The sequence below is a fragment of the Reichenbachiella ulvae genome (assembly GCF_025833875.1).
GTDB lineage: Bacteria > Bacteroidota > Bacteroidia > Cytophagales > Cyclobacteriaceae > Reichenbachiella > Reichenbachiella ulvae.
Window position 1 is genome coordinate 5057501 of sequence record NZ_JAOYOD010000001.1, and the last position, 23553, is coordinate 5081053.

Annotated in this window: 20 protein-coding genes, 2 tRNA genes and 2 rRNA genes (1 of these 24 running past the window's edge); 17 read left to right on the top strand and 7 right to left on the bottom strand. The window is 41.7% G+C overall.

From position 1 onward, the window contains the following. Positions 1 to 444 (top strand): 23S ribosomal RNA (locus N7U62_RS20810); it begins 2429 nt to the left of the window's first position. 158 nt (positions 445 to 602) lie between these two features. Then, positions 603 to 714 (top strand): 5S ribosomal RNA (gene rrf, locus N7U62_RS20815). Between the two features lie 131 nt (positions 715 to 845). On the opposite strand, the gene N7U62_RS20820 is transcribed toward rrf, so the two are convergent. Then, positions 846 to 2105 (bottom strand): cryptochrome/photolyase family protein, encoded by a 1260-nt coding sequence (locus N7U62_RS20820; RefSeq protein WP_318840734.1) that lies wholly within the window; start codon positions 2103 to 2105, stop codon positions 846 to 848. Between the two features lie 201 nt (positions 2106 to 2306). Between N7U62_RS20820 and N7U62_RS20825 the strand changes: the two genes are divergently transcribed. From N7U62_RS20825 to N7U62_RS20845, 5 genes are all read left to right on the top strand, one after another. Next, a complete protein-coding gene (locus N7U62_RS20825; RefSeq protein ID WP_264140046.1) occupies positions 2307 to 2891 on the top strand; it encodes a hypothetical protein in 585 nt (194 codons plus the stop codon). Between the two features lie 62 nt (positions 2892 to 2953). After that, positions 2954 to 4186 carry a DEAD/DEAH box helicase gene (locus N7U62_RS20830; protein ID WP_264140047.1) on the top strand — a complete coding sequence of 411 codons (1233 nt, stop codon included), beginning with the start codon at positions 2954 to 2956 and terminating at the stop codon, positions 4184 to 4186. A gap of 114 nt (positions 4187 to 4300) precedes the next feature. Beyond that, on the top strand, positions 4301 to 4888 hold the full coding sequence (locus tag N7U62_RS20835) for an SH3 domain-containing protein (protein WP_264140048.1): 588 nt from the start codon (positions 4301 to 4303) through the stop codon (positions 4886 to 4888). 190 nt (positions 4889 to 5078) lie between these two features. Continuing rightward, entirely contained in the window at positions 5079 to 6971 is a 1893-nt protein-coding gene (gene htpG / locus N7U62_RS20840; protein WP_264140049.1) for a molecular chaperone HtpG, read from the top strand. A gap of 88 nt (positions 6972 to 7059) precedes the next feature. After that, the gene (locus N7U62_RS20845; protein ID WP_264140050.1) at positions 7060 to 7878 is read left to right on the top strand and encodes a toxin-antitoxin system YwqK family antitoxin; all 819 of its coding nucleotides are present in this window, start codon (positions 7060 to 7062) and stop codon (positions 7876 to 7878) included. On the opposite strand, the gene N7U62_RS20850 is transcribed toward N7U62_RS20845, so the two are convergent. Further along, a complete protein-coding gene (locus tag N7U62_RS20850; RefSeq protein ID WP_264140052.1) occupies positions 7879 to 9288 on the bottom strand; it encodes an aldehyde dehydrogenase family protein in 1410 nt (469 codons plus the stop codon). A 188-nt stretch (positions 9289 to 9476) separates the two neighbouring features. Here N7U62_RS20850 and N7U62_RS20855 point away from each other — a divergent pair, with 188 nt between their 5' ends. Further along, positions 9477 to 10271, top strand: coding sequence for a hypothetical protein (locus N7U62_RS20855; protein WP_264140053.1), 795 nt, complete (start codon positions 9477 to 9479; stop codon positions 10269 to 10271). Positions 10272 to 10279: 8 nt separating this feature from the next. Here N7U62_RS20855 and N7U62_RS23120 read toward each other — a convergent pair whose 3' ends face one another. Both N7U62_RS23120 and N7U62_RS20860 read right to left on the bottom strand, forming a co-directional pair. After that, a complete protein-coding gene (locus N7U62_RS23120) occupies positions 10280 to 11164 on the bottom strand; it encodes a DEAD/DEAH box helicase (RefSeq protein WP_318840735.1) in 885 nt (294 codons plus the stop codon). Continuing rightward, positions 11118 to 13217: a DEAD/DEAH box helicase gene (locus N7U62_RS20860; RefSeq protein ID WP_318840736.1), complete on the bottom strand. Its 2100-nt coding sequence runs from the start codon at positions 13215 to 13217 to the stop codon at positions 11118 to 11120. Before N7U62_RS20860 ends, N7U62_RS23120 begins: the two co-directional genes overlap by 47 nt. Positions 13218 to 13519: 302 nt before the next feature. Between N7U62_RS20860 and N7U62_RS20865 the strand changes: the two genes are divergently transcribed. Further along, entirely contained in the window at positions 13520 to 15976 is a 2457-nt protein-coding gene (locus N7U62_RS20865; RefSeq protein WP_318840737.1) for a bifunctional UDP-N-acetylmuramoyl-tripeptide:D-alanyl-D-alanine ligase/alanine racemase, read from the top strand. On the opposite strand, the gene N7U62_RS20870 is transcribed toward N7U62_RS20865, so the two are convergent. Both N7U62_RS20870 and N7U62_RS20875 read right to left on the bottom strand, forming a co-directional pair. Beyond that, positions 15977 to 16120 (bottom strand): hypothetical protein, encoded by a 144-nt coding sequence (locus N7U62_RS20870; protein WP_264140054.1) that lies wholly within the window; start codon positions 16118 to 16120, stop codon positions 15977 to 15979. Continuing rightward, complete coding sequence (locus tag N7U62_RS20875; RefSeq protein WP_264140055.1) at positions 16117 to 16794, bottom strand: tetratricopeptide repeat protein; 678 nt, start codon at positions 16792 to 16794, stop codon at positions 16117 to 16119. Before N7U62_RS20875 ends, N7U62_RS20870 begins: the two co-directional genes overlap by 4 nt. A 133-nt stretch (positions 16795 to 16927) precedes the next feature. On the opposite strand from N7U62_RS20875, the gene N7U62_RS20880 reads away from it, so the two are divergent. Beyond that, positions 16928 to 17425, top strand: coding sequence for a PaaI family thioesterase (locus N7U62_RS20880; RefSeq protein ID WP_264140056.1), 498 nt, complete (start codon positions 16928 to 16930; stop codon positions 17423 to 17425). Positions 17426 to 17483: 58 nt separating this feature from the next. Here N7U62_RS20880 and N7U62_RS20885 read toward each other — a convergent pair whose 3' ends face one another. Then, positions 17484 to 17825 (bottom strand): DUF6249 domain-containing protein, encoded by a 342-nt coding sequence (locus tag N7U62_RS20885; RefSeq protein WP_264140057.1) that lies wholly within the window; start codon positions 17823 to 17825, stop codon positions 17484 to 17486. 111 nt (positions 17826 to 17936) lie between these two features. Between N7U62_RS20885 and N7U62_RS20890 the strand changes: the two genes are divergently transcribed. From N7U62_RS20890 to N7U62_RS20920, 7 genes are all read left to right on the top strand, one after another. Next, positions 17937 to 18500, top strand: a complete 564-nt coding sequence (locus tag N7U62_RS20890; protein WP_264140058.1) for an RNA polymerase sigma factor — start codon at positions 17937 to 17939, stop codon at positions 18498 to 18500. A gap of 11 nt (positions 18501 to 18511) precedes the next feature. Next, positions 18512 to 18922, top strand: coding sequence for a hypothetical protein (locus tag N7U62_RS20895; RefSeq protein WP_264140060.1), 411 nt, complete (start codon positions 18512 to 18514; stop codon positions 18920 to 18922). Between the two features lie 128 nt (positions 18923 to 19050). After that, positions 19051 to 19123, top strand: a tRNA-Gly gene (locus N7U62_RS20900). Between the two features lie 121 nt (positions 19124 to 19244). Further along, positions 19245 to 19328: transfer RNA gene (locus N7U62_RS20905), tRNA-Leu, on the top strand. 409 nt (positions 19329 to 19737) lie between these two features. Further along, positions 19738 to 21303: a type I restriction-modification system subunit M gene (locus tag N7U62_RS20910; RefSeq protein ID WP_264140061.1), complete on the top strand. Its 1566-nt coding sequence runs from the start codon at positions 19738 to 19740 to the stop codon at positions 21301 to 21303. Between the two features lie 2 nt (positions 21304 to 21305). Further along, complete coding sequence (locus N7U62_RS20915; protein WP_264140062.1) at positions 21306 to 22487, top strand: restriction endonuclease subunit S; 1182 nt, start codon at positions 21306 to 21308, stop codon at positions 22485 to 22487. A 171-nt stretch (positions 22488 to 22658) separates the two neighbouring features. Continuing rightward, on the top strand, positions 22659 to 23498 hold the full coding sequence (locus tag N7U62_RS20920; protein WP_264140063.1) for an Abi family protein: 840 nt from the start codon (positions 22659 to 22661) through the stop codon (positions 23496 to 23498). Positions 23499 to 23553 lie beyond the last annotated feature (55 nt).

Below are 23553 nucleotides of genomic sequence, written 5' to 3' on the forward strand. Positions count from 1 at the left end.
CTGGGGATAACAGGCTGATCTCCCCCAAGAGCTCATATCGACGGGGAGGTTTGGCACCTCGATGTCGGCTCGTCACATCCTGGGGCTGGAGAAGGTCCCAAGGGTTGGGCTGTTCGCCCATTAAAGTGGCACGCGAGCTGGGTTCAGAACGTCGTGAGACAGTTCGGTCCCTATCTGTTGTGGGCGTAAGAAATTTGAGAGGCTCTGACTTTAGTACGAGAGGACCGAGTTGGACGAACCTCTAGTGTACCGGTTGTGGTGCCAACTGCACCGCCGGGTAGCTACGTTCGGTGAGGATAAGCGCTGAAAGCATCTAAGTGCGAAACCCTCCTCAAGATGAGATTTCTTTTAAAGGTCGTTATAGACGATAACGTTGATAGGCTGCAGGTGTAAAGGCAGTAATGTCAAAGCTGAGCAGTACTAATTACCTGTAAGCTTTTTATAACAGTGCAAGTGTTTTTTCTTTCATGACGCAATGTCAAGTCCCGCTAAGCGGGAGTATTTAGTACCTAGTACTAAGTATTGGACTTTAAAATATTAAGTGTGAGACAGTAGGTCTCAGTATAGAGCACGCAATACTCTATATGAAACACATAAGATATTATGGTGACTATTGCGAGGGTGTCCACCTCTTCCCATTCCGAACAGAGAAGTTAAGCCCCTCAGCGCCGATGGTACTTGAGTAAAATCCGGGAGAGTAGGTCGTTGCCAGTTTTTATCAAATCCCACCTTAGGTGGATAAACCTTGTTAGCAGTGCTGGCAAGGTTTTTTTATGTCCAATCCCCTAGCATTATGACAGCCAATAATCCCCTTCCGATATATAATATTTGATTTTGAGGGGGTGTTAACCCAAGGCTGATTTATAAGTATCTAATGCTCTTTGTCTTGCAAAGCGATGTTCAACTAATGGGTTTGGATATTTAGGAGTGTCGTATTCTGGCACCCATTTTTTAACATATTTGAGTTCTTTGTCGAACTTGTCTAATTGAGAAGTGGGGTTGAAGACTCTAAAGTAAGGAGCTGCATCGCAACCGGATCCAGCAGCCCATTGCCAGTTGCCATTGTTAGAAGATAGTTCATAGTCTAAGAGTTTTTCAGCAAAATACGCTTCTCCCCATCTCCAGTCTATTAAGAGATGCTTGCATAAAAAACTTGCAACGACCATTCTCACTCTATTATGCATATATCCCGTTTGGTTGAGTTGGCGCATGCCAGCATCTACAAGTGGATAGCCCGTTTTCCCTTCACACCATTTCTCAAAGTCCTCTTCATTGTTGATCCAGGGGATTCGATCGTATTTCTCTTTGAAGCTTTTGTCTATCACATGTGGAAAATGATAAAGTATCTGCATGAAGAATTCCCTCCAAATCAATTCGCTTAGGAATGTTTCATTCTTGTTTTTTGCCAGCAACACCAACTGGCGTATACTGACTGTCCCAAATCGTAAATGTGGACTCAAATAACTGGTTCTGTCTTTATGAGGGATGTCTCTAAATTCTCCATAATCTTCCATGACACTTATATCATAGTCCAGGACATTAATTTTGCTTTTTTGAAGCTGTAGTATTTCTAGTGTAGGAAAGTCGAATTGTGATTTTGATATCAGCTCATAATTGATGTTTTCAATTACCTCAATTTTGGTTTGTTGGAATTGTTCTAACCATTTGTTCTTGTAAGGTGTATAAACCGTATATGGTTTTCCATCTTTCTTCAAGACTTCGTTCTTCTCAAAAATTACTTGATCTTTAACTCCTATAAAGTTAATACCATGTTGTTTGGCCCATTCAAAGATGGCTTTATCTCTTGATTGTGCGTATGGTTCATAGTCTCTGGCACAAGTGATATTTATGATGTTGAATGATTTTTTGAGTTCATTCCATACCTCAAGAGGCTTACCTTTTTTTATTAAAATAGAGGAGCCGTTTTTATTAAGTTGATCATTTATTTTTTTGAGTTGCTGGTAGATAAAAGTGATTCTTGGATCATCTTTTTTCAATTCGTTGATGATGTCATCATCAAAAATGAATAGAAGGATGATGGGGAGGTTAAACTCTTTCGCTTTAAGTATTGCTTTATTATCAAAGAGACGTAGATCTCGTCTCAACCATACAACGCTAATTGGATCCAAGGTTTCTTTATTTGGTGTAGTTGTATAAACTGTTAAATTATGTTAAGGTTTTGTTTAGATCAGATAAACAAAGTCGGATTCGGATTATTAAGTCCTTTTAAATCTCTGAATGGTAATTGAGATAGAATTTATTGCATTAATTTTGGAGCATCAATTAATAAAATTAGCTATTTAGGTATGATTCGAAGAATTGCAGTTATAGGAATGTTGTTGGTTTTTTCAAGTCAATTTTCAATTGCTCAACAGACGATAGATGAGCAGTTTCAGGAATTTTATAAGAATGAAACTTCGAGTTGGCAGGAATTTAAATTGGTGAAAGTTCCTAGACTTCAAGAATTCTGGAAAATAGCTAGCGATACTGTTAAAATTAAAAGGGAAGAGATTGCTTCTCTCAAATCTCAGATAGCCACTCTGGATAATAAAATATCATCTCTACAAAGCAAGCTTTCTGAAACGGAACAGATGTTGGCGGAAAGCGAAAAACTAAACGATACTATCAGTTTTATTGGAATTCCAATGAGCAAATCAGCCTATAATATTATGGTTTGGGTGATAATAGCTGGATTGATCGTAGCAGTGATAGTGATCTACCTGATGTATATGAGAAGCAACAAAGTCACTGCGGAATCGAGGAGCGCATTGGCTAGCCTTGATCAAGAGTTGAAGGATCATAAGGATCGTGCTCGCGAGACACAAGTGAAGCTAAAGAGGGAGTTGCAGACTGCTTTGAATACCATCCATGAAAACCGATTGAATCACTAAGATTGATTGAATAATAACGGGTTTATTATCCTTAGATTTGCATTTCAAGATTTACTACTGAAATGAAATTTGAGGATTATAGAATATCGGAAGAAATAAAAGAGAACCTGGCTAAGATGGGGCTAAAACGCCCCACAGATATTCAATACAAATCTATTCCGGCCATCCTCAAGGGAGAAGATGTTTTGGCTATTGCCCAGACAGGTACTGGCAAAACAGCTGCCTTTGCTATTCCTATCATTGAAAAAATCCATAAAGGAAAGCTGAAAAAGCGAGAAGATGGAATTCGATGCGTGGTGATGGTGCCTACACGCGAATTGGCCATTCAAATTTCAGAAGCTTTTCAGAATATGGCCAAAGGAACCAAAGTAAAGGTATTTGGTTTATATGGTGGCGTAGAACAGGATGCCCAAATTGAGAAGTTATCCAAGCAGGTCGATGTGTTGGTGTCTACTCCTGGTAGAATGTTTGATTTGTATAGCCAAGGTTTTATCCGATTTGATCGAGTGGATCAATTGGTGCTGGACGAGGCAGATCATATGCTGGCTTTGGGTTTTATCAAGGATATTCAGGACCTAATCAAAAAACTTCCTAAATACCGACAGACGCTTTTCTTTTCAGCGACGATCGATGAAAAGATCAAGAAACTGGCTTACTCTCTGGTCAATAAACCTATTCGCATCCAAGTATCTCCAAAAGATCCTGTCTCTAAAAATGTAGATCATTCTGTGGCTCATGTCGAGATGGATGACAAGCGATTTTTTCTGGAGAGACTGGTCAAGGAAAATCCTGAAATCAAAATACTCGTTTTTGTGCGAACTAAGGTGAGAGCTGAAAGGGTTAAAGCTGCGATGGAGCGTGTGCAAATAGAAGCTCTAACTATTCATAGTGATAAGGAGCAGTCGGAAAGGAACGATGTGATGTCTAAATTCCGCTCTGGAAAGAGTCATCTGTTGATAGCTACCGATGTTACTGCCAGAGGTATCGACATACCTAACGTGGACTATGTGGTGAATTATGATTTGCCGGATGATCCTGAGTTTTATGTTCACCGAGTGGGACGTACAGGTCGTGGTAAGCATAAAGGCAAAGCGGTTTCATTCTGTAGTAGTTCGGAGAAGGAGTTGCTGGAAGAGATCGAGCAATTTGTCTCTAAGCCTATCAAAGTTTTGGATATAGATTTCCATGAATATGAGGATACGATTGACCTCAGCGCTAATCATGACGAGGATTGGAAAGGTTTGCTAGATCGTGAAGAGAAAGCGCCTAAAAAGAAGAAGAAAAAGAAGAAGTAGGTAATGACTGCAAAGAACGTTTTATTTAGTTTAATACTGCTGATAAACTTTCGAGCAGCTCATTCACAGGTCTTGGTGCGAGATGAGTCATTTTCGGATAAGACTTTTTTAAGATTGAAGATTAAGCTAACTGAGGCAGTCTTAAATCAGGATTCTGAGTTGCTTTTTTCCATGTTTGCTGATAGTGTATGGTTGTCTAATGATCCTCCATGTATTGAGTCTGAGTGTGTGAAGCGCTACTTGCGTGAGTCATTTGAGAGTAGTGATTATTATTGGGATGAAATCTATGGGGCACTGAAGTTTGGCTTTTCTATCAATAAGAATGAAGTAGGGTATTATTTCGAAGCTCCATCCTACATTACCCACTTGAAGAATGACCCTGGGAACGATGAAACACTAAGTGATCAAATTTTGATATTAGGTTTCAATGTTAATATTCGTGAGAAACCTGATATAGGGTCTCGGATTTTACGAAAGGCTTCTTATGAGGTCTTTAAAAAACACAGTCTTACTGGCTCTACACCTCTTAAAGTTGATACCTATATCGATGGAAAGTGGTGGTACGAAATAGAGTTGGACAATGATCAAGTCGGCTATGTGATTGAGGACTTTGCTGGTGAGGTATGGGATCGATGTATTACTGTTGAAAGGATAAAGGGTGAGTGGAAAATTACACGCATTTATCAGCCACCCGGCTGCTAGCCCTTTGATTGAACCAAATTTTTACCATCAAAAAAGCAATCCCTGCCACACCTTCTGCACACATCTGTCATCCTGTCACGGATTGACAGTCACATCTGGTCGAACAGACATGTTTTTTGAATTGGAATGGGATTTGCCACAGGCCGGGTAGATTTTAAAATTTAATCAAATAGCAAAACATAAATACATCATGCAAGAGAAAGGTAATATTTCGATTCACACCGAGAATATCTTCCCGATTATCAAGAAGTTTTTATACTCCGATCATGAAATCTTTTTAAGAGAGTTGGTTTCGAATGCTGTCGATGCGACGCAAAAATTGAAGCAACTATCAGGTCTGGGAGAATATACTGGTGAGCTGGGAGACTTGAAAGTAGATGTGAGCTTTGATGAGAAAGCGAAAACCATCACTGTTAGCGACCGAGGTATTGGTATGACTGCAGAGGAGATCAAAAAATACATCAATCAAATTGCATTTAGTGGTGCTACAGAATTTGTAGAAAAATACAAGGACAAGGGAGATGAGCAGCAGATCATTGGTCACTTTGGTCTTGGATTCTATTCTGCCTTTATGGTTGCAGACAAAGTGGAAATCAACTCTTTGTCTCACGCTGAAGGTGCTGAACCTGCACGTTGGATCTGTGATGGCTCTACAGAGTTTGAAATCAGCGAGGGAGACAGAAAAGAACGCGGTACAGATATCATCTTGCATGTCAATGAGGAATCATTGGAGTTCTTGAATCAAGGAAGGCTTCAGGGTATCCTGGATAAATACTGTAAGTTCTTGCCGATCGAAGTGAGATTTGGCGAGAAAGAAGTGAGCGAAAAAGATGGTGAGGACAAAGATGGCAAGCCGCAATACAAGACAGTCAAAAAAGACAATATCGTCAACAATCCATCACCGCTATGGACAAAGTCTCCATCTGATCTAACTGATGAGGATTACCTGGCTTTCTATCGTGAGCTATATCCGATGTCTGAGGAGCCATTGTTCTGGATTCACCTCAATGTAGATTATCCATTCAACCTGACCGGTATCCTTTACTTCCCGAAAGTGAAGAATGATATCGAGCTTCAGAGAAATAAGATTCAGCTCTACTCTCGTCAGGTATTCATTACTGATGAAGTGAAGGATGTGGTCCCTGAATTCTTGATGTTGCTACATGGTGTGATCGATTCTCCGGATATTCCATTGAACGTATCTCGTAGTTTCTTGCAGGCGGATAGCAATGTGAAGAAAATCAACACTTACATCACTAAGAAAGTGGCTGATAAGCTGAACGAGCTTTACAAGAAGGATAGAAAAGAGTACGAGCAGAAATGGTCTGATATCGGATTGTTTGTGAAGTACGGAATGTTGAGTGATGAGAAGTTTTATGACAAGGCAAAGGATTTTGCATTGCTAGAAAACGTGGACGGGGAGTTCTTCAATTTTGAAGAGTATAAAACCAAAACGGAAGCGCTGCAGAAGGATAAGGATGACAATCTGGTTTACCTCTACTCAACCAACCCAGCTCAGCAGCATGCCTTTATCGAATCGATCAAGAAGAAGTCTTATGATGTCTTAAAATTAGATGGTCCATTGGACGCACACTTCATAGGTACGCTAGAGCATAAGTTGGAAAAAACTCAGTTGAAGCGTGTAGATGCAGAGACAGTAGATAAGCTGATCAATAAAGATGAGAAGATAGAATCGGTACTGTCAGATGGTGATAAGGAGAAGGCTAAGGAGATATTCGAGAAAGCTATCAGTGATGCGAACTCGACTGTGTCGGTTGAATCCCTGGCATCCGATGAAATGCCTGTGATCGTGACCATGCCGGAGTTCATGAGAAGAATGAAGGATATGCAGCGTCAAGGTGGTGGCGGTATGATGATGATGGGCGATATGCCTGATCAATACAACGTATCGATCAATGCCAATCACCCATTGGTATCAAAAGTATTGAAAGCGAAGAAGGAAGAAAACAAAGAGAAGCTTGCCAGACAAGCCTATGATTTGGCCCTTCTTTCTCAAGGCTTGCTAGAAGGTCAGGCATTGACGCAGTTTATCAATCGTTCGATCGAGATTTCTGCTGAATAAGGACAGAAATAGTGGAAAATATAAAAGCTCTGGGTTCGCTCAGAGCTTTTTTTATTAATATAGCATTGTGCGAAAAAAGGAGATCAATATGAAGGCTATCGGAGTAGGAATACTGCTGTCATTGAGCGCGGTATTTTCAGCCAGAGCACAAGAATATGTGAGTGATGAGGACTTGCTCGAGACACAATACGAAGTGCCTCTCACTGTAGATATGGATGCCGAAGAGGAAGAAAGACAGATTGAGCTCAAGAAGAAAAAGCCCAAACGCAATGTTTACTATGGGAAAAAGACCAGAAGAGGTTTTACTCGGACGGGATTTGGCAAGAGAGAAGTGACAGAGCTGTTTTCTTATCTTAAAAAATATGAAGAGCCAGTGCCCTACGTTCGGGATGTATACTGGTACGATTTCAGTCGACGCTCAATAGTCAAGTCAAGGAAAATCGATAAGGAGAATGCAGGTATCCTACACGGCCCGTACAAAAAGTTGCTTGGAGATCAGGTGATCGAAGAGGGGATCTTCTATATGGGAGTAAAACATGGTCGATGGACTACCTGGAATCGTCATGATATTCTTCAAAGCAAGGAGAAATATTACAAGGGGTGGCCGAAGGAGTCTAAGGTTGCCTATCACAACCGCGAAGAACGTCAATTGATGGAGATAATTCCGATCCACTATGGAGAAAGGGAGGGGAATTACTATGCTTTTCATCCGAGTGGAAACCTTGCGGCTTATGGCGAATTTCAGTTTGATCATCGTGTAGGCATCTGGCGCGAATATTACGATATCCGCAACAGAAGAAAAAGAGAGATCATGTACTCCAAAGATCCTTTCGATGAAGAATTCAAACCTTACATCATCAGGGAGTGGGACGAAAGAGGAAAGCTCATCTACGATCGTTCTAAATGATCACAAATACTTAATTAACCAGTTCACTAGCTTCTTTTTGAACGAAGTGAATGGTGGGTAAAAAAGCGAGGCGTTGGTTAGTCCAACCCTTTGTCTCAGCACCGATTTTTGATTGGTGAATTCCATGAAGCCATAATAGCCATGAGATTTTCCGATACCGCTATGATTGACTCCTCCGAAGGGTAAATTAGGATGCGCATATTGGAGTACCACATCGTTGATGACCATCGTGCCTGCAGAGGTTTCTTTCGTGATCTTTTTTTGCAGTTTTTTGTCTTTTGAGAATAGATAGAGGGACAGAGGTTTATCATTCTCATTGATGTGATCAATGACCTCTGAAATATCAGAATAAGTTTTGATAGGGATGATAGGTCCGAATATCTCTTCTTTCCAGAGTTGACAGTCTTCAGGAATTGATGTCATAAGAGTAGGCTCTAGAAATCTTTCCTTGATATCGTATGATCCGCCTGCCACAACCTGCGCTCCTTTGGATTGCGCTTCTTGCATCATGTCTATCTGTTTCTGCGTGTGGTTTTGATGTACAATGCGAGAGTATTCTGAAGAGTTTTGAAAGCCTTTGGATTCTGAGTCGAACATCCGTTCCATATGTTTTTTGAGCGTAGCTATAAAGGCTGATTCTCTTCCTTCAGCCACAAAGACATAATCAGGAGCAATACAGGTCTGGCCATTATTGGTGAATTTGCCCCAAACTATTTTTTTGGCTGCATCCTCCAGGTTTGCAGTTTGGTCAATGATCACAGGAGATTTTCCTCCCAATTCCAATGTCACAGAGCTAAGGTTTTTGGCAGCTGCCTCCATGACAATTTTCCCAACAGGAGTACTCCCAGTAAAGAAGATGTGATCAAACGGTAGCTTAAGCAATGCTTGGGTTTCTGGAATCCCACCTTGAACGACTGTTACAAACGAAGGATCAAACAATTCTTTGATCATGTCTTCTATCAGTGCAGCTGTATGAGGAGTATGTTCTGAAGGCTTGAGTATAGCAGTATTGCCAGCCGCTAAGCAGGAAACCAGAGGACTGCAAAGCAATTGAAAGGGGAAGTTCCAGGGAGCGATGATCAGGCAGCGTCCCTTTGGTTCATATTGGATGTGACTTTTGGTGCCCAGATAGGTCAGTCCAGGGCTTACTGCCTTTGGTCTTGTCCATGCATTAAGGTGTCTTAGGGCATGCTTGATTTCATTACTAATAGGGAAGATCTCTGAGATGTCAATATCTGTTTCGGGTTTGTGAAGGTCTTGATATACCGCGTCCCGAATTCTTTGTTTGTTTTCGTCAAGCCAGCGCAAGAGTACTTTCAAGTTCTTTTTTCTTGCCGCTATCGGGGCAGACCTCATTTGAAGCGCCTTTTCCTTTTGTTGCTCAAATAGTTGATCAAGGGTGTCTAACATAGTCTAATGGGTTGCTGTTGGATGCAATATAGTGAGGATGATAAAAATCATATGTTAAAACTGTCAAAACAGTCCAATGAAGCCCCTTTTAAGAGATATGCTTATGGAATTACCAGTTTTGATTTGTTAACATTGCCTTAACAATAGCGTAATAATTAATTATCTTTAGATCACACAAGGACAAGAAATTGATTTTTCTCAAAAGACATATCGCATTCACAATTCTGTTCACCATGGTGATGGGGTTGGTTATGGCTGCTGGTCCAGGTGAATTATCCAAGCTTGAGCTTTTTGTTAGAGACGATTTTGAAAAAGTGAGTAGCGAAGAGCTGTTGGCTTTTGAGTTGAGATATGACGAAATGCTTCAAAAATTGCAAGTCAAAAAAGAGGCGTTTCGCAGTGATGAAGGTTTCCTTGCCTATATGTACTACAAGGTGCATCGTAAGTTCTTGAAGCAATACGAGCAACAGGTCTTGTTTAGCGAAATATTGAAACCGGAGGGTAAGTATGATTGTGTGACCGCCTCTGCTCTTTATGCCTTGTTTTTAGACGACTTGGGCTATGCCTACGATGTGGTAGAAACCGATTATCACGTTTACTTATTGGTGAAGGCAGGTGACCGTGAGTTTTTGATGGAAACCACAGATCCACTCAATGGTTTTTCTGCAGATGAAAAAGAGATCAATGAGAGAGTGGCCATCGTTAGGGAAGATGCAAAGCGCATCAATGAAGAGCTCGCCATGGCCGGGGTAGCGAGTGATTTTAGCACTACTGTTTCTACAGGAAGAGTTACCGTGATTGAAAATAGAGTTGGGTTGAAAGAATTGGCCGGGCTGCATTACTACAATCAAAGTTTGAAAGCCTTCAATGCAGAGAATTACAGAAAGGCTTATAAGTACATCATCGTAGCACAGGGAATTTATCCTTCCAAGCGAATCAAGAACGCCAGTTCTTTCATTTTCGCGGCTGCATTCTCCAACTAATTCCAGGTTTAATCTAGCAAACCAGCCAAATCATCCTTGGTGAGATTCTTTACAAAGCTTTCCTCGGTGGTGATTAATTCAGACGCCAGTTTTTTCTTGCTTTGCTGCAACTGCATGATCTTTTCTTCTACCGTGTTTTTGGTAATGAATCGATAGGTGAACACTTTGTTCTTTTGGCCAATACGGTGTGCTCTATCAATTGCCTGAGCTTCAATAGCTGGGTTCCACCATGGATCCAGCAAGAATACATATTCTGCCTGAGTTAGGTTGAGACCCAATCCACCCGCTTTCAGTGAGATCAAGAAGACTTGAATCTCTGGATCGTTTTGGAATTTTTCAACTTGCTGCTGGCGATCCTTTGTCGTGCCATCCAGATAAGCATATTTGATTTTTTGACCATCCAGATACTTGGATACTATTTTCAAATGCTTCACGAATTGAGAGAATACCAGGATTTTTTGATTCTTCTTGATGGCATTCTCTAGCATGAAGCTAATGTCTTCTAACTTGCCAGACTCGCCTTCGTAGCTTTCATCGGCCAGTAAAGGGTGGTTGGCGATCTGTCGCAGCTTGGTTAGCCCTTGCAAAATCATGAACTGAGATTTGCCCATACCTCCGGTTTCGATCTCCTTCATGATCTTGTCTCGGTAGGCCGACTTCACTTTTTCGTAGGCTTCTTCCTGCTCAGGGCTCATGGTGCTGTAGCGCACATTCTCGATCTTTTCTGGTAGGTCAGTTGCTACTTGAGATTTGTTCCTGCGCAGAAGGAAAGGCTTGATAATCGTATACAGTTTCTGGGTTTGGTTCTCGTCTTTCTTCTTTTCGATTGGCATCTGGTATTGCTTCTTAAAGAAAGATTTTGCTCCTAATAGTCCAGGGTTGACAAAGGTCATTTGGAGACCAAAGGTCCATCGTGGTATTCTCTATCGGTGTACCTGTCAAGATCAATTTACTAGAAGAGTGTAGGTCTCTCACACACTTAGAAATAATAGAATCGGGGTTTTTGATTACCTGAGATTCGTCCAGTATGATGTAGTTGAAATGGTAAGCAGCCAGCAAGTCAATGTCCTGTCGTACAATTCCGTAGGAGGTTAGTACCAGGTCATATTTGGCAAAGCGCTTCACATCCTTATTTCGTTTTACTCCTGTATAGTTGAGTATTTTTAGTTTCGGAGTAAACTTTTCTGCTTCCTTTTCCCAGTTGTAGATCAGGGAAGTCGGCATCACTAGTAGACTGCAGCCCGCATCTTTGTCCTGATGAACGGATTGCAACAGGGCGAGTGTTTGAACAGTCTTACCCAGACCCATGTCATCTGCGAGGCAGCCACCCAGATTGTACGTACGAAGGAAACGCATCCAATTGTATCCAGCCTTCTGATATGGACGAAGATCACCTTTAAAGCCTGCTGGCATTTCAAAGTCCTCGATCTTGTCAAAATCCTGCAATTTCTGAAGTTTGCCTTTTAGGTTCATCTGAGCCAGATTAGACTCAGTCAGTTCTTTGACCAAAGAGACATGATGTTTTTGCAGTTGTAGCTCTTCCGTATTGCCTTCATCACTAAAAGCCATCAGGTCCGCATATTGCTCGAACCAGGCTTCTGGAATAACAGCTATCTCGCCATTAGGCAATTCAATTTCTTTGGTGTTTTTCAGGATGTAATTTCGGATGACTTTGAATGGGATCTCATAATCGCCGAATTTGACCACCGCGTGTATGTCGAACCAGTCGATGTTTTCGCGGATTTCCAGGGTCATCTCCGATTTTCCGATGAAATATTTTTTCTCGCTCTTTCCATTTTGGATTAGACTGATTCCTGCATCCTTGAGGTACTTGCGCGTGTCCTCTATCCAGGTGAAGGCTTCCCCTAACGGAACGGTAGCTTGCGAAGAACGCAGGGCTAATCCAGAGTCATGAAGGAACTGCACATATTTCTTTTCCTTTTCGATATCCCGGCAAATCCTGTGGAAGGTGTACTCATCGTTTTCCTCTTCCACGTGCACATTCACTTCATTGAAATGATCCGCTTTGTATCTATGCTGACCGTATTGGAATTTTAGCTCAAATAGAATTTTACTTTCCTTTAAAGTTGCCGTGTCATTATTTCCATTCTGCCCAAAAAGATCCATCGATTGACCATTGGTGCTGGCCAGTTCGGAGAAGTACAAAGTGGGTTCCAGATCGTATTTTTCTGTTTTGATATCAAAGCCTTTGGCATAGACATCAAAAGAAGCTACTAGGGGTGCTACAAATTTGCGGTAGTAGTTATCCTCGATTTTACGAGGTACGGCAATGAATTTCTTGTTGAGGAAAGGTTTGATTTTGTTAGCATCTACGTTTTTCTGGAAACTGTATAGCTTATTTTCAATCACGATGAAAGCAGGATCATTACAGAGAATGTAAGCCCCTTTGTATTGAAAATCTATCTTTTCTCCTTTGTGCTTGATTGTCGGGAAGTAGTGCGTATTGTCTTCATTTCTTCTAAAATGAAACAGTACGGTTGCCTCTTCCTCCAGCACCTCTATTTCTTTCCAGGCTGGTTCACCATCATTGCCCATTTCGAAGAGTCGCTTGCCTTTCAGCAGAGGCATAATTTTCGCACGTCTACGTTCTACATGTGCGATGATTTGCTCCTGCTTTACAGGGTCACCTACTTTTGGATCGAAAACCTTTAGGAAGAAATCTTCCGGTTTGATGCGCTTCTTCTCAAAGCTTTTGATCACAATATCGGGCTGCATAGAGTCCATTACTTTGATCAATTCATAGTCGGCCTCATCCAGTCCTGAATCAAATTCAGAAGCGTTTTGCGCAGAGATGTTCTGATGCGAAAAGGTAAGACGACCCTCGTCATCTTTTTGTATCACAAAAGATTCGAAAAGATACCCCAGATACTGGTGCTCAAAGAGGGTATATATTAGTTGAAATGGTTTGTTTGGAGAGACTTTCATCTACCGGCAATCGCAATTAATTTTTTACAAAATCCTATACGGATCAATCTTGCAATTTAACCCAAAATGCGAAATCCAAAAGCAAAAACTGCTAAAAAGTGGAAGTGTTGGATTTAACCCAAAATTGTCATTAGAAAATCTATTACGAGAATAACTCACTTCAATTCATTCGCCTCGCTAAATTTTGTTCATTCACCGTAGCGATGCTACGTCTCACTCGCAAAACCCCCTGATTTTTCGTGACTTATCCTCTCATTACAAAGTTCCAATGACAAATTTGGATTTAAAGTTTTCGCATTAAATTGGGACGAGAATTCAAGATCATTTTTACTTATACTCTATCCATCGAAATGAAGTTTAGCGAACTGGAAAAACTTTGCAAAGGAAAAATCCAACAACAGGCCAATGAAGCCGAAATTAAGGAACTGGTAACAGACACCAGAAACATTTCAATCCGAGCAGGTTTGTTGTTTTTTGCGATAGAGGGAATCAATCATGATGGGCACGAATTTGTGACGGAGGCTTATGAGAAAGGCGCCAGATGCTTTGTGGTCGAGCGAGAAGTTAGTCTGCCAGATGATGCCAATGTACTGGAGGTTCGTCAGTCTTTACTGGCACTGCAGATGATTGCACGTGCGCACAGATTACAGTTTGATTATCCGGTAATAGGTGTGACTGGGAGTAATGGTAAGACCATCGTTAAGGAATGGTTGACGCAATTGCTGGATTATAAATACAGCATTGTAAAAAGTCCGAAGAGTTATAATTCGCAATTGGGAGTGCCGCTATCCGTTTGGCAGATGACCGCTCAACACAATCTGGGAATATTCGAAGCAGGAATCTCAGAGCGATCCGAGATGGAACGTCTCGAACGGATCATTCAGCCTACACTTGGGATTTTTACCAATATCGGTGAGGCACACAATGCGGGATTTGAATCCCTACAGCAAAAGGCCGACGAAAAAGCTAAATTATTTGCCTCATGTCAAAAGGTGATTTTTAGTTCTGAGTATCCAGAAATCCGTCGTGCTTTGGAGGCCACCGTTTCGGAGGAGACTGAATTGATTGCCTGGTCCTTTGAGAAACTTGAAGGTCATCAATTCAAGGTGTTGGTGGGTGAAACTGAACTTGTACTGAAGTTGAAGTTTAGTGATCCAGCATCAGTTGAAAATGCCATTCATTGTGTGGTAATGCTGTATGTTTTGGGGTTTGGGATGGATGTGATTCAGTCGAGAGTAGACACGCTGAATTCGGTGAAGATGCGTTTGGAAATGAAGCAGGCGGTGAATCGCTCCTATGTGATCGACGATACTTACAACAACGACCTACACGGTTTGGAAGTGGCACTGGATTTTTTGCATCGACAGAATCAAAAAAAGAAAAAGACCGTGATACTCTCAGATCTCTATCAGACAGGTTTGAGTGGGGAGGCGCTCTATGCGCGAATCGATGATTTGATGCGGAATCAACAAATTTCTCGCTTCATCGGAGTGGGTATGGAAATATCCAAAGCTCGAGGGTTGTTTCACACCAAGGCGGAGTTTTATGATAGTACCGATGATTTCTTGTCCTCGGATTTTTCTATTCAGGATGAAATTGTGTTGGTCAAGGGGGCCAGAGATTTTCAGTTTGAAAGAGTGGTTCAAAAACTGGAGTATAAGGCTCACGGCACCATATTGGAAATCAACATGGAGAGTCTGACCAATAATCTGAATTATTATCGGGCAAAACTGAGACCAGAGGTGAAATTGATGGTGATGGTCAAGGCATTCGCTTATGGTGGGGGTAATTTTGAGATCGCCAATTTGCTGCAATTTCACAAGGTGGATTATCTGGGAGTAGCCTATGCAGATGAAGCGGTGGAGCTGCGAAGAGGTGGGATACACATTCCGATCATGGTGATGAACCCTTCTTCAGATTCTTTTCGATTGCTGAAAGAATATAACCTTGAGCCGGAGATATATTCTCTGGATCAACTGTTGGACTTCATGGACTTTTTCGAGGCAGAAGATCATATGCCACCCATTCATATCAAATTAGAGACAGGAATGAACCGGCTAGGTTTCAAGGCCAATGAACTCAAGCGCCTGACAGAAATCCTGACCCTGAACAAGAAGCTGAAAGTGCGAAGTGTATTTAGCCATCTTGCGGGAAGTGAAGATCCAAGACATGAAGATTATACTAAACAGCAGGCTCAAAAGTTTGAATCTATGAGCGAGGAGATTTTTAAAGTGCTTTGGTACAAGCCGCTTAGGCATCTCTGTAATACTGCGGGGATAGATAATTATCCTAACTATCACTATGATATGGTTCGTCTGGGTATAGGCCTTTATGGTTTCGATCCCGTGATGGATGAAGAAAAGAAGTTGAGCACAGTAGGGACATTGAAAACCCATGTGTCGCAGGTGAAGGCGATCAACAAAGGAGAGACCGTAGGTTATGGTCGTTTGGGGTTTGCACAGCGTGATATGAAGATTGCGACTGTGCCCATCGGGTATGCTGATGGCTACCTTCGTGCATTTGGTAATGGTGTGGGTAAAATGAACGTTGGTGGTAAGTTGGTGCCAACCGTAGGAAATATCTGCATGGATATGACCATGCTGGACGTGACGGATATGGAGGTGAGATCAGGCGAAGAGGTTGTGATTTTTGGAGAGAACCCAAGTATCCATGATCTGGCTAGCTGGATACATACGATCCCTTATGAGATACTGACCAACATCAGTCAGAGGGTGAAGAGAACCTATATCTCAGGCTGATCAACCGCCGCATCCCATGAACTTTTTCAGGTCTATGTCAGGAAGTCCTGGCTTTTGGTCTTGATCAAGTTCTTCTTGCTGCTCTTTGCTTTTGTTTTCTAGTTCTTTTGGCTTCTCTTCCGGCTTTTGTTTCTTTTTACTCATTTGCAGTACCTTTCGATGTATCTGTCAGACATGTTGCTACCTAGCTCTTTGGCTTTTTGAAAGTCCAGACAGGCGTTTTCATAATCCTCTCTGTTCTTATACGCAAGAGCCCGGTTGTGGTATGCATTGTAGTTGTCTTCTTTTTCTTCGATTACTCTGGTGAAATCATTGATCGCAGACCGATACATACCTGCGTGAAAGTATGCATTGCCGCGATTGTAGTAGCAATTGAGTAGATCTACTGGTACATCCGATTCGTCATTGCTACTGATTGCTTTGGAGTAGTTGCGACTGGCCAGTTCATAATATTCCATTTTGAAATAAATGTTGCCTGCCAGATAAAACATATCGGCCTGTCCTGGTGATAAAGCCAGCGCCTTTTCGATGTCTTTTTGCGCTTCTTCGAATTTTTCTATCCTAAGCAAAGCATTGGCTCGTCCTACAAAAGCATCGGCATTGCCATCATACAGGTTTATGGATTGATTAAATGCACTAACTGCCTCCCGAAACTGTTCGCGACCTATCAGATCCCATCCATTATTGGCGTATTGCATACTGGCATTGTAGTCTTCCTCATCGATCACCTCTTCTTGAGCCGAGGCAAAAATGGTTAGCATTAACAAACAGCTAAGGATGTAGTATTTTTTGAATTGCATCTTGATGTCTTTCTTCACGATTATCTTCTTGCTATCAGGCGGGATGTTGTTGTCAGATTAGAAAATGAAGCAGCCAATGATAAGATTTAATCACTAGTACTCACTTGCATAATTCGGTTAAATTAGCAAAAACTGTTAACCCGACATGAATATGAATGAACAAAATGATAAAAAGTACTTTCAGGACTACATGAATGAGAATGTGTGTTTCGGCTGTGGTATCCACAATGATCAGGGCTTGCACATCAAAAGTGAATGGGATGGAGAGGAGTCTGTCTGTGTATGGGAGTCCGAAGAAAAATACCACGGCTGGTCTAACCTGATGAACGGCGGGGTAATGGCTACTTTGATCGATTGTCACTGCATGTGCACGGCCATGGCTCATGCATACAAGTTGGAAGGCCGAGCGCTCAATACTATGCCTGAGTATCGATATGCCACCGGCACACTCAATGTGAAATACTTGAAACCCACCTCTAACAATGATCCGGTAGAGCTAAGAGCCAAAGTGACTGAAGTAAAAGGGAAGAAAACTGTCATGCACTGTGGTTTTTACTCGCTGGGAGAGAAAACTGCTGAGGCTGAGGTGATCGCCATACGAGTCTATGATAGCAGTCAAGATTCGGGCGCGAATGTTTTTAAATCCTAAAAGTAGGATAGAGGCACACTCGAAAGACTTAATCAGTCGAATGTGCCTCTAGTTGTTTTTATTCTGCTTTGTTTTTGAGTTTTTGTTCTACAAAGTGAGAGAGGAAAAGTCCTAACCCTCCGAATATCATCAGGCAAGAAAATACTCCTACTTCATCACTGACGAGTCCGGCAGCACTGATCATATTGCCCACTAGAATCCCGATACCTGCACCTATGAGTAGTAGGCCGATTTTGATGGCCGGAAAGGTGACTCCTTTTCTACTGAAAATGTTTGCGTCACTTCCTTTCTCTATGAGGGCCAGTCTTTCGTCGTTCATGAATTTGCGAATGACGATCAGTACGACGGCTACTGAGACAAATAAGACTACTGGGATGATAATTTCTGCAGCGTTGTTCATTGTTTTGAATTTTTGATTTACCCATATGACAGGGGGGAGTGTCTGCTGGTTACAACTAATAAAATATTTTTTTGTGTGTAACTTGAAGAAAGTAGCAGGCGTCCAAGAATCGTGAGTGACCCAATAACTGATCGCGAACTGATCGAAAAAATAAAGAAAGGAGATACGGCTAGTTTTACCCTATTGGTAAATCGACACAAAAACTATGCACTGACCATTGCAACTCGCATCACTTTGGTGAGAGAGGAGGCTGAGGAAGTTGCTCATGATGCTTTTATTAAGGCTTATTCTTCTTTGCATCAGTTCAAGCAGGATGCTAAATTTACTACATGGTTTTATCGCATAGTGGTGAATATGGCCATCTCAAGAGTCAGGAAAAAGAAGTTGAGTACCATAGATATCGATCAGTCGAACTATGCAGGAGCAGACAATAGTAGTCAGGAGAAGTTTGATGCCAGAGATCGCTCACAATTGATACAGGATGCCATGCGCCAATTGAGCGAAGATGATCGCATGTTGATCTCTCTTTACTATCTGGAAGAGCTGGATATGGAAGAATTGTCAGAGATCAGTGGATTTGATAAAAATAATTTGAAGGTGAAATTGTTTCGAGCCAGGAAGCGGTTAGGACAGATTCTTCAAAAATCTCGTGAATTAGAATCGGTAATACATTAATGAGGAATGAAATGAATAATCAGGGAATGAATCATAGCGACAAGGATATCGAATGGTTGGATCAGTTCATGGAGGAACTTCCGATGGAGGAAGCAAACCAGGATTTTACTATGCGCATTGTTTCCAATGCGGCATTATTAAAAAAGCGGCAGGCCAATCAGCGATTGATTTATTGGGTTTTGGGATTCTTGCTCTTGGGTATGAGCATATGCGTTTTTTTCGCATTGGGTATCGAGTTGAGTTTCGAAATGGATTATTTGCCCGAATACAAAACCTGGTGGCCTGAAGAACCATTTGCGATATTGGACGGAATCTCTATGGAGTTTCTACTTGCAGTAGAGGGGCTATTGGCTCTTTTTCTTGTTGATAAGCTGCTCACTAGAACGCATGTTTTTCGACGATTGGGGATTGAGAAAAAATAATTTTGGACGGAAATTTCAGATTTTCAATCGATTAGAAAATTCTTAAAAATATTTATTTGCAAAGTGTTGAAAAATTGAAACCGGTATCTATCTTTGCAGTCCAATTCAGTCATACGGACTGAGGACAAGCGAAAGTAGCTCAGTTGGTAGAGCGCCACCTTGCCAAGGTGGAGGTCGCGGGTTCGAACCCCGTCTTTCGCTCAATTGAGTGTGAGAGTGTATGTGAGTGAGAAGGTGCAATAGCATCGCGCATACACTTTTTTTGTGTCTGGGTCATTCTGGAGTTAATCAAAAACACATTCATCTTCAAATAAAGGCTATCGCCGGAGTGGTGGAATTGGTAGACACGTCAGACTTAAAATCTGATGGCTTTCGGGCCGTGCGGGTTCAAGTCCCGCCTCTGGCACACTAAACCCTTGTAATCATCTGATTATCAAGGGTTTTTTGTTTTTTAGGTGTCGGTTTTGGTGTCGAAATTATTTTTAAAAAGATCATACTAGTCTTCTCAGTGACTCTTTTCCATAAGTTCGATAGCAGTAGCATTATAAATTGAATACAATAATGCTAATAAAAGCCCCAATCTCTCAACCAGGGCTTCAATCCCAGTACCGCAGCAGCTGGGCGGTGATGATCTCCTCATCAATTCAAAAGTAGCAAAAACAATAATCAATAGCATTAGATATTTGGTATTCTCATAGGGAATTGGTAGGTCTCGAAAAATATATTTTCAATCCAACCACGCATGAAATATATTCGAGCTATGATTAATGTGAGCCTCGTGCTTTTGTTGTCAATTCTAACAAATCAATCATTGAATGTCTGAAGATCAAAAACGCCAACTCGAATCCCAACTCTGGGGAATAGCCAATCTCCTTAGAGGCAAAATCAGTGCAGATGACTATCGGGATTATATACTCGGTTTTATCTTCTACAAATACCTCTCTGAGAAACAGCATCTATATGCGAACCAATTACTGGAGGGAGAGGAAGAAACTGAATACACTAAGGTCAAAGATGAGGAAACATTGAAGGCTATTCGTGAAGAATCCATCATCAAACTAGGCTACTATTTACAGCCAGCTGAACTATTCTCCGCATTAGTGGCTCGAGGACAAGACAAGTCTAATGAGGACAATTACATACTGGAAGACCTTCAGGCCATCCTTAACCATATCGAGCAAAGCACCATGGGGGAGGAATCCGAGGAGGAGTTCACTGGACTCTTCGAAGACCTGGATTTGTCTTCCACTAAGATTGGTAGAACAGTAGGCGCAAGAAATGATGTAATCGTAGAGATACTCAACTTCCTGAATGGGATCGATTTTAAACTCGGAGAAGTCGAGTCAGACGTGCTGGGAGATGTGTACGAATACATGATTGCGCGTTTTGCGGCAGGTGCGGGTAAGAAAGCTGGAGAGTTTTATACCCCTCAGCAAGTGTCTAAGATCCTAGCCAAGATCGTAACCACGGACAAGAGCAAGCTCAAATCCGCCTATGATCCCACGTGCGGATCCGGCTCATTGCTTCTTCGTGTAGCCAAAGAAGCAGAGGTCAGCGAGTTCTATGGGCAAGAACTTAACCGAACCACATACAACCTGGCTCGAATGAATATGATTCTGCACGATGTGCACTATCGTCGATTTGATATTCAACAGGAAGACACCCTGGAGCATCCCCAACACCTGGACAAACGCTTTGAGGCTGTCGTGGCAAATCCCCCGTTTTCTGCACACTGGAAGGGAAATAAAAATCCGCTCAACGATAGCGACGAGCGCTTCAGTCAGTATGGGAGACTAGCACCTAACACCAAAGCAGATTATGCCTTCCTGACGCACATGCTCCATCACCTGTCAGACAATGGCATCATGGCCAGTGTCTTTCCTCATGGTGTACTTTTCAGAGGAGCGGCCGAGGGAGTCATTCGTGAATACATCATCAAAGAAAAGAACTGGCTGGATGCGGTCATCGGGCTCCCTGCGAATATCTTCTATGGCACCTCAATCCCTACTTGCATCCTGGTCCTTAAGAAGTGTCGCAAGGCAGATGATAACATAGTATTCATAGATGCCAGCGGAAACGAACATTTCAAGAAAGAAGGAAATCAAAATGCACTCCGAGAAGAAGATGTGGAACTCATAGTAGAGACCTACCGCAAGCGTGAAGGTCTGGACAAATACAGCTACATAGCCAAGCTGGAGGAAGTAGCAGAAAATGACTACAACTTGAATATCCCTCGCTATGTCGATACCTTCGAGGAAGAGGAACCAGTGGACATCAAAGCAGTAGCTGAAAATCTAAAGACGATAGACGACAAGCTTCAAGAAACCAACCAAACCATCGCTCAATACTGCAAGGAGCTAGGAATCGAAACGCCTTTTTAATGATGAGTGAAAAATTAGTGATTCCAGAATTAAGGTTTGTCGAATTCGAAGGAGATTGGCAATACAAACAGCTTGATAGTTTTACAGAAAAAATTCAGGATGGAACCCATTTTTCTCCTGAACTAATTCCAAATGGGACTCGAAAATATATAACCTCCAAGAATATTAGAAACGGGATTCTTGACTTAAGTGAGTTAGATTACATTAGTCAGGAGGCTCATGAAAAAATTTATTCACGATGTAATGTCAAGTATTCTGACGTATTGCTGACTAAGGATGGTGCTGGCACCGGAAATTTATGTATTAATTATTTGAAGGAGGAATTTAGTTTATTGTCTAGTGTGGCATTTATTAGAGCCAATGACAAAGTTTCTACCAACTTCTTCATTTATCAATTGCTTTTATCTCCTGAAGGTCAAAAAGAAATTTTAAGGTCAATTGCAGGACAGGCAATAACTAGAATCACTCTTACCAAGCTAAGAAATTTTAACTTTTGTATACCTAAACTCCCCGAACAACAAAAAATAGCCTCCTTCCTTACCTCCATAGACGAGCGCATCCGCCTGCTGCGAGACAAAAAAGCCCAGCTCCAGCAATACAAAAAGGGCATCATGCAGCAGCTCTTTTCACAAGAGCTCAGATTCAAACCTGATCATCCTGCTAGCGAGGGTAAAAAAGAAAACAACTACCCCGACTGGGAGGAGAAGAGGTTGGGGGAAATATTAAAAGTTGGAAGTGGTAAGGATTATAAACATTTAAATGAAGGCGAAATACCAGTTTTGGGAACTGGTGGTGTAATGATTTATGTAAATGACTTCCTCTATGAAGGTGAAAGTGTATGTATTGGCCGAAAAGGAACCATAGATCACCCTATGTTCATTAGTGGGAAATTTTGGACTGTTGATACCCTATTTTATACTCATTCTTTCAATCAGGTAATACCTTATTTTGTGTATTTGCTATTCCAGATGATAAATTGGAAAAAGCATAATGAGGCATCAGGAGTGCCTAGTTTATCAAAAGCCACTATTGAAAAATTGACTGTTCTTATTCCATGTCAGGCAGAACAACAAAAAATCGCCTCTTTCCTCTCTGCCATAGATGACGCAATTAGTCATGTAACAGATCAGATCACCCAGACCGAGCACTTCAAAAAAGGCTTGTTACAAAAGATGTTTGTATAATGGGTGACTACAATAATTTTGAAAAGTCAAATGGGTGGTGTTACTTTGCAATAACAGAACCTGAGATGCATACCGTTAGAACTGCTCTCGGGTCATTTTTTTTATATAGCTATGGTAAATAAGCCAGCCAGAGACATAGCGCAACAAATTACCCTCCTCAAATCCCGAGGAATGCGTTTCAGAAATGAAGCAGAGGCTCCTCACTTTCTTCAGTACATCAGTTATTATCGCCTCAAGGGCTACTGGTGGGACACACAAAGCGATCGTGTGGCACATACCTTTCAGGACAATATATTCTTTGAGGACATCATTGAGCGCTACAATTTTGACCGTCACCTCAGACTTATTTTGTTCGATGCGATAGAGCGTATAGAAGTGGCATTGCGTACGCAGATGATATATCACCTATCTCTTGCACATGGGTCGCTTTGGTATTTAGATGCTAACTTATTTTCGGATCCTGTCAAACATGCCAATAACCTGACCAGCCTAATGAGAGAGTTTGGTTATAGTCAGGAGATATTCATCAAGGATCACAAAAACAGACACGGTAATGCCGATCCAGATGCCTGGAAAATAATGGAGATCGTATCTATGGGCACCTTGTCCAAGTTTTATAAACTCCTCCAGCACAATCTCCCAGCCAAGTCCGCCATTGCGAAAGGCTTGGGGCTGAACCTGCACACTGAACTCTCTAGTTGGCTAGAGGCCATTACTTATGTCAGAAACATAGTCGCCCATCACTCCAGACTCTACAGTCGCGACATGGTCAAAAGACCCATGCTCAACATTAGGAATCCACAGGCGGCCTGGTTAAATAATCAGCTGACTTCACAGCAACAAAAGAAAGTGTTCTTGATCATATCTTGTATGCTATACATCTGCAACAAAGTGACGCCCGGGCATCAAATCAAACAGAAGATCAAAGAGCTGATTCGAACCAATCCATCCATCCCAGTTTATAAATTTGGCTTTTTGAATGATTGGAATCAACAAGATTTGTGGCGATGAAAACTGGAAGAATGGTGAACGTCCCTGGCTTAATAAAAACCAGTAAGAGTGCAAA

Excerpts from the sequence above, each read along its gene's own strand:
- N7U62_RS20880 (WP_264140056.1), top strand. The coding sequence starts at position 16,928 with ATGAATGAACAAAATGATAAAAAGTACTTTCAGGACTACATGAATGAG.
- N7U62_RS20845 (WP_264140050.1), top strand. The coding sequence starts at position 7,060 with ATGAAGGCTATCGGAGTAGGAATACTGCTGTCATTGAGCGCGGTATTT.
- N7U62_RS20910 (WP_264140061.1), top strand. The coding sequence starts at position 19,738 with ATGTCTGAAGATCAAAAACGCCAACTCGAATCCCAACTCTGGGGAATA.
- N7U62_RS20860 (WP_318840736.1), bottom strand. The coding sequence starts at position 13,217 with ATGAAAGTCTCTCCAAACAAACCATTTCAACTAATATATACCCTCTTT.
- N7U62_RS20825 (WP_264140046.1), top strand. The coding sequence starts at position 2,307 with ATGATTCGAAGAATTGCAGTTATAGGAATGTTGTTGGTTTTTTCAAGT.
- N7U62_RS23120 (WP_318840735.1), bottom strand. The coding sequence starts at position 11,164 with ATGACCTTTGTCAACCCTGGACTATTAGGAGCAAAATCTTTCTTTAAG.
- N7U62_RS20850 (WP_264140052.1), bottom strand. The coding sequence starts at position 9,288 with ATGTTAGACACCCTTGATCAACTATTTGAGCAACAAAAGGAAAAGGCG.
- N7U62_RS20885 (WP_264140057.1), bottom strand. The coding sequence starts at position 17,825 with ATGAACAACGCTGCAGAAATTATCATCCCAGTAGTCTTATTTGTCTCA.
- N7U62_RS20920 (WP_264140063.1), top strand. The coding sequence starts at position 22,659 with ATGCGTTTCAGAAATGAAGCAGAGGCTCCTCACTTTCTTCAGTACATC.
- N7U62_RS20870 (WP_264140054.1), bottom strand. The coding sequence starts at position 16,120 with ATGAGTAAAAAGAAACAAAAGCCGGAAGAGAAGCCAAAAGAACTAGAA.
- N7U62_RS20915 (WP_264140062.1), top strand. The coding sequence starts at position 21,306 with ATGAGTGAAAAATTAGTGATTCCAGAATTAAGGTTTGTCGAATTCGAA.
- htpG (WP_264140049.1), top strand. The coding sequence starts at position 5,079 with ATGCAAGAGAAAGGTAATATTTCGATTCACACCGAGAATATCTTCCCG.
- N7U62_RS20895 (WP_264140060.1), top strand. The coding sequence starts at position 18,512 with ATGAATAATCAGGGAATGAATCATAGCGACAAGGATATCGAATGGTTG.
- N7U62_RS20830 (WP_264140047.1), top strand. The coding sequence starts at position 2,954 with ATGAAATTTGAGGATTATAGAATATCGGAAGAAATAAAAGAGAACCTG.